The organism is Vibrio sp. SCSIO 43153 (genome assembly GCF_023716625.1).
Lineage (GTDB): Bacteria > Pseudomonadota > Gammaproteobacteria > Enterobacterales > Vibrionaceae > Vibrio > Vibrio rotiferianus.
On the sequence record NZ_CP071855.1, the window covers coordinates 757,688 to 776,437 of the forward strand.

Genomic DNA, 18,750 nt, shown 5'->3' on the forward strand with positions numbered 1-18,750 from the left:
TTGATCTTGCCAGTCAGTGAAGCGTTACTTCTTCAGACTCAATGTACCACCAGTGCGTTTAGCTGGTTTGCTTGGCTTCGCGGCATTTGGATTCATGTAATGCTGCTTAGGCTTACTCGGTGATTGAGGTTTGTTTGCTGAGTGCGTATTGCTCGATGCATCTGGCTTACGGTGCGATTTACCATGCTCGCCTTGCGGTCTGCTGCGTTCACCTTGTGGTTTCGCTTTGTAATGTTCTTTTGCTGGACGTCCGCCTTCATCATCACGCTGACGACGCTGTTGGCCTTTCTTCGAGTTCGGTGCATGGCGGAACTCATCTGCGTTGTTGCCTCGGAAAGTACGTGTTTTCTGGTTGCGGCGCGCCGTTGAACCTTGGTTCTCTTCACGGCTATCGTACAGTTTCGCGTCGGTCGCTTTACGAATGTTGCGGCCTCTAGAATCTGTTTTTGATGCTTCTTCTGTGCCCACAGAGCCTTCACACATTGCTAGGATCTCTGCCACTTCGTCGTCACTTAGGTAACGCCACTTACCGTTAGGAATGCCATCAAGTGAGATGTTCATAATACGTACGCGACGCAGTTTGAAAACTTCGTAGCCTAGCGCTTCACACATACGACGGATCTGACGGTTCAAACCTTGAGTCAGTACGATACGGAAAGAGAATTTGGTTTCTTTCTCTACTTTACAAGGCAGAGTAACCGTATCAAGGATCTTCACGCCGCTCGACATCTGCTTAAGGAATTCACCGGTGATTGGCTTATCAACGCGTACTACGTATTCTTTCTCGTGGTTGTTACCGGCACGAAGGATCTTGTTTACGATGTCGCCATCGTTAGTAAGGAAGATCAAACCATCGGAAGGTTTATCCAGACGACCGATAGGGAAGATACGCTTTTTGTGACCGATGAAATCAACGATGTTGCCCGGAATATCACGCTCAGTAGTACAAGTGATACCGGTTGGTTTGTTCAACGCGATGTAAATTGGTTTTTCTTTCGCTGCAACAGGGTTGCCATCCACGCACACATCATCGCCTGGCAGTACTTTTGTGCCCATCTCTGGTTGTTGACCATTAATAGTGACGCGGCCTTGCTCGATAAGGCGGTCTGCTTCACGACGCGAGCAGAAGCCCGTTTCGCTGATGTATTTGTTTAAGCGTTTTGCGTTGTCTTGTGACATGTAAGTCTCCTAACGTTTCACAACGGCGGTTAATTGAAGTGCCTGCTGCTAATTAAAAGCAGCAAGGCGAGATAAGGTCGGGCATTCTAGCACCGAGAATCCGGTTAGCCTAAACGTTTTTGATGACGTTCACGGGTCTCCATTTTCTTTTCAGCACTCTTTCTTAATAGAACGTACACAGCACCACTGCCACCGTGGAATCGTTGAGCACTGTGAACACATTGCACTTCTCGGATCTGTTGCAACCAACTCGCGACAAAACTCTTCATTAATGCTGGTGGATTTGAACGTTCGCCACGGCCATGCACGATGACGACCGTTCGGATGTCCATCTCAATACATTGCTTGAGGAATTTAACGACTTCGTCGCGCGCTTCTTTTAGCGTTTTACGGTGCAGATCAAGTCGAGCTTGAATCGGGTACTTACCAAGGCGCAGCTTGCGGTATACGCCATCTTGTACACCATCGCGTTTGAACTCGATAAAGTCATCGGGTTTGAGCATTTCTGCATGGTCAATCGACAAGTACTCGGGATTATCTTCAGTGAGCCAAATTGCAGCTTCGCGTTTCGCTAATTGAGCACCCGTTACTTGATGCACTTTTTTATGCTCTGCAGTGTCGTGGTCGATAGGCTTTACATCGCCCATCATCTGTTGGAACAGATCAAAATCGTCGTCTTGAGACATAACGGCAATCTCATAAAGAACAAGGTCGGAATAGTAAGATTATATCAAGGAGTGGTGCATTGAGATCAAATAAAAAACCGGAGCAGGCAAATAACCAACTCCGGTGCAAAGCGTTTCTAGAGCTAAGCGAGATCTAGTGAGGAGATTTGTCGTTCATAATCTTGTAAATGAAGAAACCGCCGTAAAATAGCATCAGACCAATTGCCCCAAAGATTACTATCATTGACGATAGCCCCACCGCATTACCAAATAGGAGATCAAGCCAAAAGTCCATATGTTTCCTCCAAGATATTTCCGACATGGATAACGTTAATGGGTGGTGTTTTTTTGCACACTGATCTGGATCAATTATGTTGCCAAGGTTAATAAACTGTGTTTTATTGTGGGTTCTTAGTCACATTTTACGTGCTAGTGTTTAGTAAATAATCAAACGAATTAAGACATTACGTTTTTTTTGAAAAAGCACTTGCGTCTCTGCGGAGAATCCGTAATATACGCATCCGTTGACGGGGATAAGTCCTCAGTTAAACATCTCGGTGAATAGCGCAGCTTGGTAGCGCATCTGGTTTGGGACCAGAGGGTCGGGGGTTCGAATCCCTCTTCACCGACCATATTTAGAAAGCCTGCTCAATGAGCAGGCTTTCGTCGTTTCCACGGTCGCAAATTTGGCTTTGATAGTATCGAACCAAATGGGGTTCGCCTGAAGTTAGAATATGGCTCTTCACTGACCGTATTAGAGAAAGCCGTAGCAGAATTGCTACGGCTTTTTTGCGTTTTACGGCTTTTTGAATCGAGAGCGCTTCGCTTCGGGAACAGACTCTGCCCTTCGAGATGCGAGAGAAGGAACGCTTTGAGGCAAATCAGCTTTCATCAACTGGTAAATGAAAACGTAAGAGATCCCCAACTCGCTCGTCCCTCGCTCTTGAGGATGACGAATAAAAAGCACTGAATTCAAAGGCGTCATTCCCGAAAGCGACGAAGGAGCGCAGTCGGGAACCTCTCAGTTAGTAACGCTACGCTCCGAGAGTCGGGTGCGTTTCGCTTTTGGAATCGAGAGGTACTCGTTGAGAGTATAGAGAAAAGGTATTTTTATTAAGAAGGTGTTGACGGAACTTGCTCCTAGAAAAGCAAAATAAAGTCGAATCCCGAATCCCGAATCCCGAATCCCGAATCCCGAATCCCGAATCCCGAATCCCGAATCCCGAATCCCGAATCCCGAATCCCGAATCCCGAATCCCGAATCCCGAATCCCGAATCCCGAATCCCGAATCCCGAATCCCGAATCCCGAATCCCGAATCCCGAATCCCGAATCCCGAATCCCGAATCCCGAATCCCGAATCCCGAATCCCGAATCCCGAATCCCGAATCCCGAATCCCGAATCCCGAATCCCGTTACTTCACATCACAACTTATATCTTTAATCGGTGTTTCGGATGTCGTGAAACACACGTAGGCGGTTTTCGGATGGTTTGGACCGATTTTAATGTACCCAGCTTTTAGCTCATCTTCGTCAAAAGTAGCGGAATGAGACTGACCAGTTTTGCCATCAAAGTAGTAGGCTTCAAAGTTGTGGTTCATCATATGAGCGACGCGATTGCGAGTATGAGCGGTCGAAAAAGTGATGTTTGCACAACGCATCATCGGCTTTTGAGTAATGAGAAACTGCCCACTATCTTTATCTAAAACACCGCCTTTGGTATCTGGTGTGACATCAATAGGTTGGAAGTCTTCAACCGTACAAGAAGGTTTTGCATGAGCAAGCGATGGCAAAAGTAGCGCGCTTGCAAGACATAATAGTGAGGCTTTGAACTTCATAACGCCCTTATCAAATTTTAAATTGTTTACAGATTGACCCAATAATATCTAGATGCATAAATACAATGATATCAGTAGGAGTTAGTGCTCGATATCGCAGTCTGCTTTGCCTGTATTGCCTAATGGTTCAATCGCAAAGCCGCGTGTCTCGAGCAGTTCAATTAAGCTGTCTTTTCCGACCAAATGCAAGCTACCCACAACAATCGTGTATTGGCCTGACTTCTTCGGTAAAACTCTGCCAGAATCGAGCTGTTCAGCCCAATCTCGGTTACGGGCATACAAGAAAGCTTCGTTAAACTCATCGCTTGATTGATCACTCATGGATGCTTCTTCCAGCGAGCTGCCATCTCCTGTCTTCCAACTATCGATTAAGCACTGCACTAACTTCTCGCCTCCGTCATATTCTTCAATAGAAGAAAGTAGCAATTCTTTGCCACCGTCTTTTTGTCCAGCAATTAAGTCTATTTGAAATTGAACCGTTTCCAGTGGAAGGATGGGTACACGTTTTTTGTCCGCGATATTAATCAAGTGCATGTCGACGCCTTGGTCGGATGCATAACCCAGTTTGTTTACCAACATCAATTGAATGGTTAAAGCCGCAGACCATGGCGGCACATTGAGTAACTGTGCTTCTTGTAGGCCTAAGTCATTGGCTATCTCAGCAAGATGTTTGCGCTGGGTTCTATCTAAAACATCTTTGGCCAGAAATGCAGTTTTTGGGTAGGTCACGCCTTCGGTATTTCGAACATCGGCTTCGATGATTAAGCCATCACTGTTTTTGAGGAACTGAGTGACGGCTTTTGGCAATGGATACATGGTTTTGTCACCCACATGGACGGAGCCAATAATCATGTATTCCATATCGCCTTTCTTTGCTAGCCAATGCTGTGGCTCGGCTTGAACTGAATAAGAAGTAAAAAAGACGATCAGAGATGACATTACGGACAAGAGTCGAAACATATTTTGCTCCTCGAATTCAATATGCATCTTATCTATAACACGGTTCGGCAAAATCGTCATTTTTAAAAATATTGACGAGTTTTAACGGCGGAGAAATGAGAGCTAATTCACGAAAGCGTTTCAATTGAGTTTGTTGTTAATGGTTCACTTAATAACCAATAGTGATCAAAATCCTATAAAACCAGTCGAACCCCATCAATATTTGTGATTGAGATCGCAACAAACTCGTCAAAAAAAGTTGGTCATTTTTAACGTTTTATCTAAGTGATTGAAATTAATGTGTTTATATTTTTCTGCTTGAAGCTGAATTTGAGCTGGATCACTTCTTAGTTCCATTAATTTTACGCTTAGAAATAACTGCTTGTATGTTGAATGCAACTGTTAAGCGCCTCGCATTTAGGTGCTCACCATTTTTGATAAATGTCGTTTTGAACCACTGACTTTTTGGGGAAAGTAAGATGTTGAAACATAGTCTGATTGCTGCTTCTGTTATCGCTACATTGGCAGGTTGCTCTTCACTACAGAATTCTGAGCAACAAGTTGTAAACTCATTGGCTGACAACCTTGATATTCAATATGAAGTGTTGACTAACCACGGCGCTAACGAAGGTCTTGCGTGTCAAGATATGGGCGCAGAGTGGGCATCTTGTAACAAAGTAAACATGACGCTTGTTAACCAAGGTGAAGCGGTTGACTCAAAAGATTGGGCTATTTACTTCCACAGCATTCGTTTGATTCTGGATGTTGACAACGAGCAGTTCAAAATTTCACGAGTAACGGGTGACCTACACAAGCTAGAACCAACGGATAAGTTTGATGGCTTCGCTGCAGGTGAAGAGGTTGTTCTTCCACTGGTTGGTGAATACTGGCAACTATTTGAAACTGACTTTATGCCAGGCGCTTTCGTTGCTGCACCGAATGCAAAGCCTAAGATGATCGCTTCTCTTAACACAGAAGACGTTGCATCTTTCGTGACGGGGCTTGAAGGTAACAACCTAAAACGTACGCCAGATGACAACAACGTATTTGCAAACGCTGTGTCTCGTTTTGAGAAGAACGAAGACCTAGCAAAACAAGACGTATCAACCACGTTACTACCAACTCCGATGTTTGTTGAAGCAGGCAAAGGTATGGTAGATATCGCGGCTGGTATCGCGCTGCCTAAAGACGCATTCGATGCAGCTCAATTTGCAGCAATTCAAGAACGTGCAGAAGTGGTAGGTGTGGATGTCCGTGGTGATGTTCCTGTTAGCATCACGCTAGTTCCTGCAGACTTCACCGGTGAATTAGCAAAATCTGGTGCTTACGAAATGAGCATCAAAGGCGACGGTATTGCGATTAAAGCGTTTGACCAAGCAGGTGCTTTTTATGCCGTACAATCTATCTTTGGCCTGGTAGATAGCCAAAATGCTGATTCTCTACCACTACTGTCTATTAAAGATGCACCGCGTTTTGATTACCGTGGTGTGATGGTGGATGTGGCTCGTAACTTCCACTCTAAAGACGCAATTCTTGCAACGCTTGACCAAATGGCAGCGTACAAGATGAATAAGCTACACCTTCACCTAACGGATGATGAAGGCTGGCGTTTAGAAATCCCGGGTCTGCCTGAGCTGACAGAAGTGGGTGCTAACCGTTGTTTCGATACACAAGAGAAAAGCTGTTTACTGCCTCAGCTTGGCTCTGGTCCAACGACAGACAACTTTGGCTCTGGCTACTTCAGCAAAGCAGACTACGTGGAAATCTTGAAATACGCGAAAGCGCGTAACATTGAAGTAATTCCAGAAATCGATATGCCAGCGCACGCTCGTGCAGCGGTAGTATCCATGGAAGCGCGTTACGACCGTCTTATGGAAGAAGGTAAAGAAGCAGAAGCGAACGAGTACCGCCTGATGGATCCTCAAGATACATCGAACGTAACGACGGTTCAGTTCTACAACAAGCAAAGCTTCATCAACCCATGTATGGAATCTTCAACTCGCTTTGTTGATAAAGTGATTTCAGAAGTAGCAGCAATGCACCAAGAAGCGGGTACGCCGCTAACAACATGGCACTTTGGTGGTGACGAAGCGAAGAACATCAAGCTAGGCGCTGGTTTCCAAGATGTGAACGCTGAAGACAAAGTAAGCTGGAAAGGTACGATTGACCTGTCTAAACAAGATAAGCCATTCGCACAATCTCCACAATGTCAGACGCTAATTGCAGACGGTACGGTAAGCGACTTTGCTCATCTACCAAGCCACTTTGCAGAAGAAGTGTCTAAGATTGTGGCAGAGAAGGGCATTCCAAACTTCCAAGCTTGGCAAGATGGCCTTAAATACAGTGAAGGTGAGAAAGCGTTCGCTACAGAAAACACACGTGTTAACTTCTGGGACGTTCTTTACTGGGGTGGCACATCATCAGTGTACGAGTGGTCTAAGAAAGGTTACGACGTGATCGTTTCTAACCCAGACTACGTTTACATGGACATGCCATACGAAGTGGACCCGAAAGAGCGTGGTTACTACTGGGCAACGCGTGCAACAGACACTCGTAAGATGTTTGGTTTTGCTCCAGAGAACATGCCGCAGAACGCAGAAACTTCTGTAGACCGCGATGGCAACGGTTTTACTGGTAAAGGTGAAATCGAAGCGAAACCTTTCTACGGTCTATCAGCGCAGCTTTGGTCTGAGACAGTACGTAACGATGAGCAATACGAGTACATGGTATTCCCTCGCGTACTAGCGGCGGCTGAGCGTGCATGGCACCGTGCAGACTGGGAAAACGACTACAAAGTAGGTGTTGAGTACTCGCAAAACTCTAACCTAGTAGACAAAGCTGCGCTAAACCAAGACTACAACCGCTTTGCGAACGTGCTTGGTCAACGTGAACTGGCTAAGCTAGAGAAATCAGGTATCGACTACCGCTTACCAGTCCCTGGCGCGAAAGTCGAAGATGGCAAGCTAGCAATGAACGTTCAGTTCCCTGGTGTGAAACTTCAATACTCTCTAGACGGCAAAAACTGGCTAACTTATGCAGACAATGCTCGTCCAAATGTGAAAGGTGAGGTGTTTATCCGCTCGGTATCTGCAACAGGCGAGAAGACAAGCCGCGTGACTAGCGTGAAATAATTCCGATAATCGTTCACTAAAATCATTGTTCCTTACTCAAAGCCCTCAACTTATGTTGAGGGCTTTATTTATTTCACGGTGGAAAATAAGTGTGATCAATGTCTGATTATTTTTCAAAGATAAATAAGTTGTTTTTTTAGAATCGATATTGAAGTGTGATCTTGATTGCTGCTTGGTGTTGTTCTGGCCGTATTTTTCTGCGTGAAATCACATTTTGTTTTGTTTATCTATTTTTATGTTTTGTATAACATTCTGTTTTTAATGCAGTTTTTGTGGTTTGTTTCTTTTTGATTTGAACTGGATCACCTTTCGTTTTGAATTATTTTTCAAGGCGAATTAAATCAAGCAGTATTGCCGTCGTCAGGGAGACTCCCTAAAAAAGTGCGGTTTAAGGTCAGTGAGGACCCACGCAGCCGCCCCAAAACACAAAGGCAGTAATTATGAAAAATGTTTTCGCTCTAAGTGCACTTTCTCTTGTTTTCGCTTCTAGCGCTTTCGCGGGTTCTTCTTACGTAACAGGTAACGTTCAGTTCCACTCGGACTTCCAACCTAACGCGACTTCAACACTTGAAGCTGGCCATACGTTTGATACTGGCACAACACTACTAACTGAGTTTGATGGCATCTCACTTGGTAAATACGATAACGAGGTGATCCAAGACACAGGCTTAGGTAACTCGCCATACATTACGCTTGGTATCGAACAAAGCTACAACATTAACGACAACCTTTGGGTTGCTGTGGGTTACCACCATTTGCTAAACAACGGTGAAACTGTTCAGTACCGTCCTCTAGTAAAAATTGGCTACAACTTCGATAACGGTATTTCTATCAGCAACCGTACTCGTTACCACGCGATGGAAGACAGCAAAGCAGATGATCAAACTCGCTTTGACAACCGTATTGGTTACGCAGTGAATGAAGAGCTAGCAGTTAGCTACAACAACGTATACGTGATCAGCGACGCTGATAACACGATGGATCACGAGCTTCGTGCTACTTGGACACGTAACGGTGTTCAACCTTACTTTGAGTACCGTAACCAAGCTGACAACGCAAACAACGCATTTGTATTTGGTGCATCTTACGGTTTCTAATGAGTCCTAGTTGTTCATATAAAATGTGAGCACATCAAAGCTTAGCATTGCCCAAATGCAGTAAGCTTACGGCCTTAACATTGTTGAGGCCGTTTTTTTGTTTCTGGATCTTGAGAATACCAATTCCGTTAATTGGATGTCAGATACAAAAAAGGTCCGCTAGGGGAATAGCGGACCTTTTTCGGGAAGCACCTTAACGCTCAGGTGTTTCTAGCAGTCTAACTGCACTGTCAACCACATTGTTGATCACCTGACTACTCTCAAGCTTTCCTGAGCTAGCAGGCCCAAGTGCGCAAGCATATAGGGCTAACTGTTTATCGAAGGGCAAATCGAGTTGGTCGTATAACTGTTGCCGAATTCTCGCATGTTGCTCTGGTTCTTGGTTGGCTAGACTAACAAGCGTGTCATAAATAAGTGCTTTCATAAATTTTCCTTTTTATTGCACAGGGGTGCATAGGTATTTTATGAAGTTAAGGTCACCATTTCAGGATAGCCAGTCACACAACGACGCATCAGTTTAAGAGTTTTTAACAATAGCTCAATGAATGCCCTGATGTTAGGTTTCGTTTATTGGTCGTTACCTTTGTGATAACGGTATTCGTACACTTGGCCTTTTTCGTTGTAGGCATAAACAGCGTAGCTGTCTTTCTTGTCACCATATTCCATGCCAGGCGAACCCATTGGCATGCCAGGGACGGCCAGTCCTTTAGCATTACGAGGTGGGTTTTCTAGAAAGGCTTTAATATCGTCAGCAGGGATATGTCCTTCAAATACATAGCCATTGATCTCTGCTGTATGGCAAGAGTAGAGTTGTTCGTTCTTAATGCCCAAATCGCGCTTGATAGCATTCATGTCATCATGCAGCTTTTCCTCTACAGCAAAGCCGTTCTCTTCCATGTGTTTTGTCCATTCGCCACAACAGCCACAGTATGGCGATTTGTGGTTGATGACATCAGCGGCTAAGACGTTCGCCGATGTGGCAGCAAGCATTGTAAAGGTTAATAGTTTCAACTTCATAATATCCTCGAGAAGAAGTGTCGCTTACTTAATGGTAAACAGTCGTAGTCGGTTTGCATTACTGACGACCGTGATTGAAGACAGTGCCATTGCCGCTCCAGCAACAACAGGACTGAGCAAAAAGCCGAATGCTGGGTAAAGTACGCCTGCGGCGATAGGAATACCCAACGAGTTATAAACAAAGGCACCGAACAAGTTTTGTTTCATGTTTTTAAGTGTAGCGCGAGAAAGCTCTATCGCGTGCACAACAGCCATTGGTGATGTATTGAGAATGGTCATTTGTGAGCTTTCGATCGCCACATCACTACCGCTACCCATGGCGACGCCAAGATCCGCCAGTGCAAGCGCTGGCGCGTCATTGATACCATCACCGATCATCGCAACCGTGCGGCGTTGAGATTGCAGTAGTTCAATATGCTGCGCTTTCTCATCGGGCATCACTTGAGCAATGACTTCATCAATGCCGAGAGCTTTGCCGATGGCATTGGCAACGTGTTGGTTGTCACCTGTAAGCATGACGGTTTTTATACCTTGTAATTTTAATGCAGACACCGCCTGTTTGGCATCAGATTTAATCGGATCAGCGATGGCAATTAAACCGATCAGTTCGTTGTTAAGCGCCACAGCTACCGGTGTCCATGCGTTGCTTGCACAATCTTGAATCGCTTGCTCCATTGGGCTGATATCAACCTGCTCGGTTTGCATAAACTGCAATGAGCCAATGAATAGCGGTTGTTCTTGGTAAGTCGCAGTAATGCCACGGCCACGAATGTTTTCGAATGAGTTCAGCTCAACAGTTTCTGTATTGTATTGCTTAGCATAATCACACACGGCTTTAGCTAGTGGGTGCTCAGATTGTCGCTCAGCAGCGTAGGCCAGTGCTAATAAGTGCGCTTGGCTAGTGGCGTGAGTAAACACTTGCTGCACACTTGGTTTGCCTTGAGTGAGCGTACCCGTTTTATCGAATACGACCGTGTCAATTTTGCTTGCCAATTGCAGCGCGTCAGCATCCTTGATCAGAATGCCAAGCTCCGCGGCTTTACCGACACCAACGGTGACCGATAGTGGTGTTGCCAAGCCTAGGGCACAAGGGCAGGCGATAATCAGCACGGTTGTTGTTACGACAAGCATGTAGCTGGCTTTAGGTTCTGGACCTACGGCAAACCAAACCAAAGCGGCAAGGATGGCAATGCCCACAACAACAGGGACAAACACCGATGAAATTTGGTCTGCTAATTTGGCTATCGCGGGCTTACTGCTTTGCGCCGTGCGTACCATGCGAATAATACGTGCCAACATGGTGTTCGCACCGATGCCCGTTGCTTCAATGACTAAGCCACCATCGGTATTTAATGTACCAGCAGATACTTGCGCATCTTGTGCTTTTAATACTGGTACGGGTTCACCGGTTAGCATTGACTCATCAATGTACGATTCACCCTGAACCACTATGCCATCAACCGGCACCTTCTCGCCCGGCTTGATGCGCAGTTTCATTCCTAGCGTGATTTGCTCAACCGCAATTTGTTGATCGCCTTGGTCGGTAATTACCGTCGCTTGCTGAGGTTGTAGATTAATCAATGCCTGCAAAGAGCGCGTTGTGTTTGCTTTGGCTTTTGCTTCTATATAGTGACCAAGAGAAATCAAGCCGATGATCATTGCGCTCGCTTCAAAGTACACATGGCGGGAAGCAAGTGGGAACCATTCAGGGAAAACGACAACAAGCATTGAGTAGAACCACGCAGCACCTGTGCCCAAGGCTACTAAGGTGTCCATAGTCGCACGTTTGTGAGTGGCCGCTAACCATGCGTTAGTAAAGAAGTGCTTACCCGCTGTCGCAAGCAGTAATAAACACAGAATACCAATCGCCCCCCAAGCCAGCTGATCATTGGTATTACGAATCATCATGTTGCCGCCAAATACCCCCCACAACATCAGTGGTGCACCGACAACCAATCCTGCTATTGCATCAAGTTTGAAACGTTTTTGTTGGGCAAGTTGTTGAGTAGCTTGCTTTTCTTGCTGTGTAGCTGCGTCTTGTAGAATTTCAGCTTGGTAACCCGCTTGTTTTACCGAGTCGACAATCGCTTGGTGGAGCGACTCTGTATCTTCAGTCGCAAACACTAACGCACTTTGTTCAGCAAGGTTAACCTGTGCTTTCTCAACGCCCTCTACGCTAGTAAGTGCTTTCTCTACCGAAGAGACACAACTTGCACAGGTCATGCCTTGAATCAGCATTTGCAACTGAATACCTGCTGGTGGCCGTTGAGTGTGTTCAATATTGGTCTGCTTTTCTACGGGTTCAGTTTCCGGTGAGCTTTCTTTTTCTACTTCAATAGAATCAAGGCTGGCGGTGTAGCCGAGAGTGGCCACAAGATCGATCACTTGCTGCTCTGAGAGTAGGGTTGTGATATCGAGTTGGGTTGTCGATGCTTGAAACGCAATGACGTCTTGATTCGCTTCTAATAAAGAAGAGAGTTTCTTCACGCAGCCGCCGCAGCTCAATCCTGCTAGGTGGAACTGATATTGATGCCCGGCCTGATAACCCAATGATTCAATGGATTCAACAATAGAAGAAAGAGGGGATTCGGTTTTCACTTCAACCATGGTCGGGGACAAATTGATGATCTCAACACTGTGATTGGCATGTAAAGCTTTCTCAACTTTTCTCGCACAGCCCATGCAGTTAAGTCCCGACATAGGTACAACGAACTGATACATAATTTGTCCTCAATAATACTAATGTGGAGAGCATAAACCTTCCTGCAAGGGGAAGGTCAAGCATTCAATTGCTGAATTCATAACGTCAAAATTAGGTTAAAAACTGAACTTTTGGTCATGAATGCTTGCGAGTCACATCAAGGTTTTTTCTCTCTGTTTATAAAGTTCCATTAATCGATGTGAAATTCAGGAGTGATAAGTCACAAATTTGCCGTTTGTTTTATAAAAATAGTGTGCATAAATTCTTCTTTGACGTTTTTTTTTCTTTATGTTCGGATTCAAGTTATTGTTTTTATTTTGTTTATATTGTTTTTGTTTTTGTTAGTTTGAAGTGGCTCAGATTGCCTTGCCTTTCATTTTTTGAAGAAAAAAAAGTTTGCCATATTTGCTCCGTCCACAAGTTGTTTCAGATTCCATACCTGTCCTAGTTAATGAATTTGAAAATGGAAAAACAAATAAAATATAGGGGTTAAAAATGTCTTACCTAAAGAAAAGCTTGGTTGCGAGTGCAGTAGCCAGTTTCATGTTTGGTGGGGTTGCGGTGGCCGCCGATCCTGTTGGTCCTGAGTATGCGTCAGCAGCATCAGCCTTTTTTGAAGAGTCTACCGTTACTGGTGCGTTGAATTTTTGGATGCGCGACCGTACTCGAGCAGATGTAGACTCTAACGGAGATCAAACGTCCAAGAAGCCAAACTTAGATCATGGTTCTATGTACCTTTCACTCGGTTTTAGCTCTGGTTATATTAGTGATACTGTTGGTTTGGACCTTAATGTGTATTCGACGTTTGATATGTGGAATAACGCTTCACCAGACCATGAAATGAACTTTTGGGGGGTGGATAACCCTTACGATATGAACCCAACGGCTTCTTCTGGTTGTAGTGGCGCGTGGGATTCTGACTGTACTGACAACGGCGCAGCATTCCAAACGGCGGCATTAAAGTTCAAGTTTGGCGACTCTGTGACAGCGAAAGCGGGTTACTTCCAACCAAGTGTTCCTACAGCAATGGGAGTTAACTGGTCTTTTGCGGCTGGTACGTATACTGGTGGTGAGATCGGCGCAAACTTTGATGATCTAGCTCTTGGTTTTGTCTATGCCGTTGAATACCGTGCTCCTTGGTTTAAGAAGAGCTACGAGTTCCGTGATGGACAAAATAAAGATGCAGGCGATGCATACTCTTTCGGTGCTCGCTACAACCTAACACCAAACTCGTCTCTAGATATCGCTTATGCGGGTTTGACTGATGGTCCTCGTAAGAATGCCCACATTAAGTACAAGCACACCACGGAAAACGGTTGGTACTTATCTCCTCAAGTCTACATTATGGATGATGAAGATCAGTACGATAGCACGGCATTCCAAGCTGCATTCCTATCCTCTAAATCGGTAGGCGCATACAGCTTCCGTTTAGAAGGTACATACACGTCAGCCGATTCAACGGATACTCGTGGCAACGTAGGCAACTTTGCTTACCGTTTAACTGAGAAATACGGCGGTTCGAATGGTGCATATGATATCTGGTGGAATAACCGTTCTGACTTTAACCATGATGGTGAAATTGGCTTCTTTGGCCAAATGAGTCGTGATTTCTCAGATCTAGGCGCTCCAGGTTTCAGTGCTGGTATCAACGGTGTATACGCGTTTGGTGCAGAAGCTGAAGGATACGATGAGCTAATCGAGTACTCAGGCAGTGTATTTGCTAACTACGCTATTCAAGGTGGTCCTTTGAAAGGTGCCCACCTAGGAATGTACTACACACGCTATGTTAATGATTCAGACGCACCAAACTGGACAGGATACTCAAACGGTTTCCAAGACGAAAACGACTTGAAAGTCACTCTAGTGATTCCAATGAGCATCAAATAATTTTTGAGCTTACATAAAAGAACAAGCCCCTCAATGTAGGGGCTTTAATTGTTTTCGGGGAATAAATTGTAGTTGTCGAGTTTGGAGTGATAGAATAACGCGCAAAAATTTAGGTTGCGCTGAGTTAGTCAGCGAATGTCTTAATATTAAGGTAATAAACAATGACGGTTAAAACACGTTTTGCTCCAAGCCCAACAGGCTACCTTCACGTAGGTGGTGCACGCACTGCACTTTACTCTTGGTTATACGCAAAAAACCAAGGTGGTGAATTTGTTCTACGTATCGAAGACACTGACCTTGAGCGTAACTCTCAAGAAGCCGTAGATGCAATTCTTGAAGGCATGGAGTGGCTAGGTCTTGAGTGGAATGAAGGTCCTTACTTCCAAACTCAACGTTTTGACCGTTACAACGAGATGGTTGATAAGCTTCTTGCAGAGGACAAAGCATACAAATGTTACGCATCTAAAGAGCTGCTAGACGAAGTTCGTGCTGAGCAAGAAGCAAACAAAGAAATGCCTCGTTACGATGCAAACCATCCAAAAATCAAAGCAGCAAACGAAGCAGCAAAAGATGGCGAACCATGCGTTATCCGTTTCCGTAACCCGAAAGAAGGCAGCGTAGTATTTGATGACCAAATCCGTGGCCGTATCGAAATCCGTAACGACCAAATGGATGATCTGATCATTCGTCGTACTGACGGTTCTCCAACATACAACTTCTGTGTAGTGGTTGATGATTGGGATATGGGCATTACTCACGTAGTGCGCGGTGAAGACCACATCAACAACACGCCTCGTCAGATCAACATCTACGAAGCGCTAGGTGCACCAGTACCAACATTCGCACACTGTGCAATGATTTTGGGTGATGACGGTGCGAAACTGTCTAAGCGTCACGGCGCAGTATCTGTAATGCAGTACCGCGATATGGGTTACCTACCAGCAGCGCTAAACAACTACCTAGTGCGTCTTGGTTGGTCTCATGGTGATCAAGAGATCTTCACACAAGAAGAGATGATCAACCTATTCAGCCTAAATGCGGTATCTAAGTCAGCGTCTGCATTCAACACTGACAAACTGCAATGGTTGAACAACCACTACATCAAGAACTCCGATCCAGCGTACGTTGCAGAGCACCTACAATGGCACCTAGATCAGCAAAAACTTGACGTAGCGAACGGCCCAGCAATCACTGAAGTGATCAAGCTAGTGGGTGAGCGTTGCAACACGCTTGTTGAGCTAGCGGAGCAAATCCGTTACTTCTACGAAGACTTCGCTGAGTTTGAAGCGGGCGCTGCGAAGAAACACCTACGCGGCGTTGCAAAAGAGCCTCTAGAGCTTGCGCTAGCAAAAGCAGAAGCACTGACTGAGTGGACGACAGCGAACATCAAAGATGGCGTTATCGCAGCAGTATGTGAAGAGCTAGAAATTGGCATGGGTAAAATCGGTATGCCATTACGTGTAGCAGTTACAGGTGGCGGTCAGTCTCCTTCTGTAGACGCTGTAATGGAACTGATTGGTAAAGAGCGTTGTGTTGCTCGTATCAAGATGGCTCTTGAGTTCATCGCTGAGCGTGAAGCAAACGCATAATTACGCGAAAAAACTGTTAATGAGCCGCGGAGATTTCCGCGGCTTTTTTGTTTGTTGGGCGTTTTAAATCAATATTCCGTCTGATGATTGGCCAAAGTGCTGCTGTATGATTCGTTAAATCGCTCAATATTTAATTAGTTTTACTTATCAAAATATAGCTGATGTAAATATTACTTGGCTTGTTTTATTCAAAATATCTCTCTGAAATATAGCGTTAATTCCTAAAGTTCCTCATATTTTATCTCATAAATGAGAAATTAATTTGCTTTAGATATTCTATCTCAAACATTCGCGCAATCGTTTGCCCTCTTGTGGTGGCGGGCTTTGCTGTGCTCTGGATCACATAAATTGGAGTGTTTCGATGACATTAAATTGACAGTTTGGGGTTTTGTCTTCGGATTTCTTGGAGTTATAGTGCTCGCCGTCAGTGAAGTATTGATATGCATCATTGGACAGGAGGTATACCCAAGTGACTTTTAACCACTGAGATGGAAGTTATTTCGGTATCAAGCTCAAAGGAACTGAAAAAAGAATAGAAATACAACGTCTCAAAGACAGTGCATTTCGTTAACGAACAAAAGAACTTCTTTTAGAGGAATCAATAATGAAAAAACTAGCAGCGGTAATTTCAGCTTCTTTACTTATGGCTTCAGCAGCGCACGCAGAAGTATACGTGGGCGGTAAGATGGGTAAGTCTTGGATGGACGACGCTTGTGTAGCTGGTCAAGCTTGCGATAAAGATGGCTCTACTCTAGGTGCTTTCGTTGGTTACGAAATGAATGACTACTTCTCAGTAGAAGCTGGTTTTGACAATCTAGGTGATTTTGACCAAACGTCTTTCGGTGGTCATGTAGAAGCAATCACTCTTGCGCCAAAATTAAGCCTACCAATCACTGAAGACATCGCTCTTTACGGTAAAGTGGGTGGTGCTTACCTAATGATGAACGATGGTAAAGACGACTACTCTTACCTAGGTGCGGCTGGTGTTGAGTTTAACATTAGTCAAAACGTAACAGCACGTGCGGAATACCAAACAATCACTGACATCAACAACGATTCAGTAAAAGCAATGGGCAACTCAGCAACACTAGGCGTTGCATTCAAGTTTGGCGGCAACGATGAAGTTGTTGTTGAAGAAGAGCCAATCGTTGAAGAAGTAGTGGTAGAAGAAGTTGTTACACCCGTTGTTGTAACTAAAACGTTTGAAACTCAAACAATCGGTACTGGTAGCTTTGCGCTAAACAGCACAACGCTTAAACCAGAGAGCGCTGCTAAACTAGATAACCTAGTAGCATTCCTAAACGAGTACCCACAAGCAAACGTTGATGTAATTGGTTACACAGACACTTCTGGCCCTGCTGCATACAACCAAAAAGTTTCTGAGAAGCGTGCTGAGTCTGTGGCAAACGCTCTAGCTGAAAAAGGCATTGATGCATCACGCATCCACGCTCGTGGCGAAGGTGAAAACAACCCGATCGCTTCAAACGAGACTCGTGAAGGTCGCGAGCAAAACCGTCGCGTAGAAATCGTTGTTCCTGAGTTTGAATACCAAGTTCAACAATAAGCGCGAATCTAACGTTTAGCTGTTAGAAAGCCAAATATAATAAGCCCCAAAGAGTTTGCTCTTTGGGGCTTTTTAATATGAATGAGATACTCAAGTCGCAGAGAAAGTAAGGGTTACTTTAGGTCAATGCTGTTAAGTCGGCCCATAAACGTTAGGATCTCGAGGTTGTCCTTGTGTGCATCGAGCAGTGCTTTTTTGGTTTGCATATAAGCGGCGAGTTTCCCGTATTTATTAATCGAACGAACCACCGTTTTATACTTGTATTCGCCGGAATCATTGAACTCTCGCCATTTAGCAATATAACATGTGTCTCGGTTGTCAGGATCCTCTAGAGTAGGATTAGGTTTGTGAACAATCTTCGGTTCGACACTATGCGGCAGCCTTGTCATTAGGTAGGGATCCTTTAGCAGGCGGCGCCAAAACTTGCCCCACATTTCACGCCCAAGCTCATTACGTAGTTTAATTGCCTTTTTGAGTCCTTTCTTTTCACCAATGCGAATAAACCCAACAGAGCGATGTAACACCGTATCATCTGGGGTATGGATATGAATTTTGAAGGCGGTTTTGCCTTTTGAAATAAAGCGGTGTCCAGTATTTGTAATTAAATTGCTCTTAGACATATTGCTAAATAATATTTTTGTTAATACCTAAAGAGTAAGCAAAACTTATGGATAATTAAAGTAATAAAACACAAAACTGCAAAGAGATGACATTTCTCTCCGATAAGTTTAGGTCCTAAGAGCAAAAAGGGCGAACATTAGATATGAATGGGTGTTTTGTGCTCAAGTAACCTCGAGGTGCTTAGTTCAGCGATAATGACTTGGTTTGAAGGCGAGGCAACGATTTGAAGATCTGGCGGTTCTACATCGAAAATTGTTAACGAAGCATGCGAGCCAAGGCAACTCACCCTTATGGAGCGTGTCACCGAAGCACGCTGTTTGCTTACTTTCGGTAAACAGGGAATCGTGACAATGCTCTGGACCTTGCATCTTGAAATCACTTGAGTATATTGCCTTGGTTTCCTGCCATACAGCCAGAGCGTGGATGGCGCCCCCAGTAGGATTCGAACCTACGACCTGTCCCTTAGGAGGGGACTGCGCTATCCAGCTGTGCCATGGGGGCGTAATTAAATATGATGCGTTAC

At 44.8% G+C, this 18,750-nt stretch carries 14 protein-coding genes and 2 tRNA genes; 6 read left to right on the plus strand and 10 right to left on the minus strand.

The features are described 5' to 3' along the window. Positions 1–24 precede the first annotated feature (24 nt). The 3 genes from rluF to J4N37_RS03565 form a co-directional block, all read right to left on the minus strand. Positions 25–1,179, minus strand: coding sequence for a 23S rRNA pseudouridine(2604) synthase RluF (gene rluF, locus J4N37_RS03555; RefSeq protein WP_005438611.1), 1,155 nt, complete (start codon positions 1,177–1,179; stop codon positions 25–27). A gap of 104 nt (positions 1,180–1,283) precedes the next feature. Next, a complete protein-coding gene (gene smrA, locus J4N37_RS03560) occupies positions 1,284–1,865 on the minus strand; it encodes a DNA endonuclease SmrA (protein WP_045385321.1) in 582 nt (193 codons plus the stop codon). A gap of 133 nt (positions 1,866–1,998) precedes the next feature. Further along, a complete protein-coding gene (locus J4N37_RS03565) occupies positions 1,999–2,139 on the minus strand; it encodes a DUF3149 domain-containing protein (protein WP_005382236.1) in 141 nt (46 codons plus the stop codon). A 260-nt stretch (positions 2,140–2,399) separates the two neighbouring features. On the opposite strand from J4N37_RS03565, the gene J4N37_RS03570 reads away from it, so the two are divergent. Then, a tRNA-Pro gene (locus J4N37_RS03570) sits at positions 2,400–2,476 on the plus strand. 782 nt (positions 2,477–3,258) lie between these two features. Here the strand turns inward: J4N37_RS03570 and J4N37_RS03575 are convergent. Both J4N37_RS03575 and J4N37_RS03580 read right to left on the minus strand, forming a co-directional pair. After that, complete coding sequence (locus J4N37_RS03575) at positions 3,259–3,681, minus strand: hypothetical protein (protein ID WP_038885393.1); 423 nt, start codon at positions 3,679–3,681, stop codon at positions 3,259–3,261. A gap of 81 nt (positions 3,682–3,762) precedes the next feature. Continuing rightward, entirely contained in the window at positions 3,763–4,641 is an 879-nt protein-coding gene (locus J4N37_RS03580; protein ID WP_252041683.1) for a TraB/GumN family protein, read from the minus strand. 458 nt (positions 4,642–5,099) lie between these two features. Between J4N37_RS03580 and J4N37_RS03585 the strand changes: the two genes are divergently transcribed. Beyond that, entirely contained in the window at positions 5,100–7,751 is a 2,652-nt protein-coding gene (locus J4N37_RS03585; RefSeq protein WP_252041684.1) for a beta-N-acetylhexosaminidase, read from the plus strand. A 440-nt stretch (positions 7,752–8,191) separates the two neighbouring features. Beyond that, positions 8,192–8,848 (plus strand): oligogalacturonate-specific porin KdgM family protein, encoded by a 657-nt coding sequence (locus tag J4N37_RS03590; protein WP_045385332.1) that lies wholly within the window; start codon positions 8,192–8,194, stop codon positions 8,846–8,848. A 193-nt stretch (positions 8,849–9,041) separates the two neighbouring features. Here the strand turns inward: J4N37_RS03590 and J4N37_RS03595 are convergent, their stop codons facing one another. From J4N37_RS03595 to J4N37_RS03605, 3 genes are all read right to left on the minus strand, one after another. After that, positions 9,042–9,272, minus strand: a complete 231-nt coding sequence (locus tag J4N37_RS03595; RefSeq protein ID WP_010446514.1) for a PAS factor family protein — start codon at positions 9,270–9,272, stop codon at positions 9,042–9,044. 143 nt (positions 9,273–9,415) lie between these two features. Next, on the minus strand, positions 9,416–9,865 hold the full coding sequence (locus tag J4N37_RS03600) for a DUF411 domain-containing protein (RefSeq protein ID WP_045385334.1): 450 nt from the start codon (positions 9,863–9,865) through the stop codon (positions 9,416–9,418). Between the two features lie 24 nt (positions 9,866–9,889). Further along, positions 9,890–12,586, minus strand: a complete 2,697-nt coding sequence (locus J4N37_RS03605) for a heavy metal translocating P-type ATPase (protein ID WP_045385337.1) — start codon at positions 12,584–12,586, stop codon at positions 9,890–9,892. A gap of 475 nt (positions 12,587–13,061) precedes the next feature. Between J4N37_RS03605 and J4N37_RS03610 the strand changes: the two genes are divergently transcribed. The 3 genes from J4N37_RS03610 (at position 13,062) to J4N37_RS03620 (ending at position 17,606) form a co-directional block, all read left to right on the plus strand. Further along, positions 13,062–14,453, plus strand: a complete 1,392-nt coding sequence (locus J4N37_RS03610; RefSeq protein ID WP_045385340.1) for an OprD family outer membrane porin — start codon at positions 13,062–13,064, stop codon at positions 14,451–14,453. 161 nt (positions 14,454–14,614) lie between these two features. Continuing rightward, positions 14,615–16,042: a glutamate--tRNA ligase gene (gene gltX / locus J4N37_RS03615; protein WP_138956021.1), complete on the plus strand. Its 1,428-nt coding sequence runs from the start codon at positions 14,615–14,617 to the stop codon at positions 16,040–16,042. 604 nt (positions 16,043–16,646) lie between these two features. Continuing rightward, entirely contained in the window at positions 16,647–17,606 is a 960-nt protein-coding gene (locus J4N37_RS03620; protein WP_171359201.1) for an OmpA family protein, read from the plus strand. A 113-nt stretch (positions 17,607–17,719) separates the two neighbouring features. Here the strand turns inward: J4N37_RS03620 and J4N37_RS03625 are convergent, their stop codons facing one another. Continuing rightward, positions 17,720–18,226, minus strand: a complete 507-nt coding sequence (locus J4N37_RS03625; protein WP_045385347.1) for a hypothetical protein — start codon at positions 18,224–18,226, stop codon at positions 17,720–17,722. Positions 18,227–18,651: 425 nt separating this feature from the next. Beyond that, a tRNA-Arg gene (locus J4N37_RS03630) sits at positions 18,652–18,728 on the minus strand. Positions 18,729–18,750: the final 22 nt, after the last annotated feature.

Bases quoted from the DNA above. Each gene is read 5' to 3' on its own strand.
- rluF (WP_005438611.1), bottom strand. From the start codon at position 1,179: ATGTCACAAGACAACGCAAAACGCTTAAACAAATACATCAGCGAAACG.
- smrA (WP_045385321.1), bottom strand. From the start codon at position 1,865: ATGTCTCAAGACGACGATTTTGATCTGTTCCAACAGATGATGGGCGAT.
- J4N37_RS03565 (WP_005382236.1), bottom strand. From the start codon at position 2,139: ATGGACTTTTGGCTTGATCTCCTATTTGGTAATGCGGTGGGGCTATCG.
- J4N37_RS03575 (WP_038885393.1), bottom strand. From the start codon at position 3,681: ATGAAGTTCAAAGCCTCACTATTATGTCTTGCAAGCGCGCTACTTTTG.
- J4N37_RS03580 (WP_252041683.1), bottom strand. From the start codon at position 4,641: ATGTTTCGACTCTTGTCCGTAATGTCATCTCTGATCGTCTTTTTTACT.
- J4N37_RS03585 (WP_252041684.1), top strand. From the start codon at position 5,100: ATGTTGAAACATAGTCTGATTGCTGCTTCTGTTATCGCTACATTGGCA.
- J4N37_RS03590 (WP_045385332.1), top strand. From the start codon at position 8,192: ATGAAAAATGTTTTCGCTCTAAGTGCACTTTCTCTTGTTTTCGCTTCT.
- J4N37_RS03595 (WP_010446514.1), bottom strand. From the start codon at position 9,272: ATGAAAGCACTTATTTATGACACGCTTGTTAGTCTAGCCAACCAAGAA.
- J4N37_RS03600 (WP_045385334.1), bottom strand. From the start codon at position 9,865: ATGAAGTTGAAACTATTAACCTTTACAATGCTTGCTGCCACATCGGCG.
- J4N37_RS03605 (WP_045385337.1), bottom strand. From the start codon at position 12,586: ATGTATCAGTTCGTTGTACCTATGTCGGGACTTAACTGCATGGGCTGT.
- J4N37_RS03610 (WP_045385340.1), top strand. From the start codon at position 13,062: ATGTCTTACCTAAAGAAAAGCTTGGTTGCGAGTGCAGTAGCCAGTTTC.
- gltX (WP_138956021.1), top strand. From the start codon at position 14,615: ATGACGGTTAAAACACGTTTTGCTCCAAGCCCAACAGGCTACCTTCAC.
- J4N37_RS03620 (WP_171359201.1), top strand. From the start codon at position 16,647: ATGAAAAAACTAGCAGCGGTAATTTCAGCTTCTTTACTTATGGCTTCA.
- J4N37_RS03625 (WP_045385347.1), bottom strand. From the start codon at position 18,226: ATGTCTAAGAGCAATTTAATTACAAATACTGGACACCGCTTTATTTCA.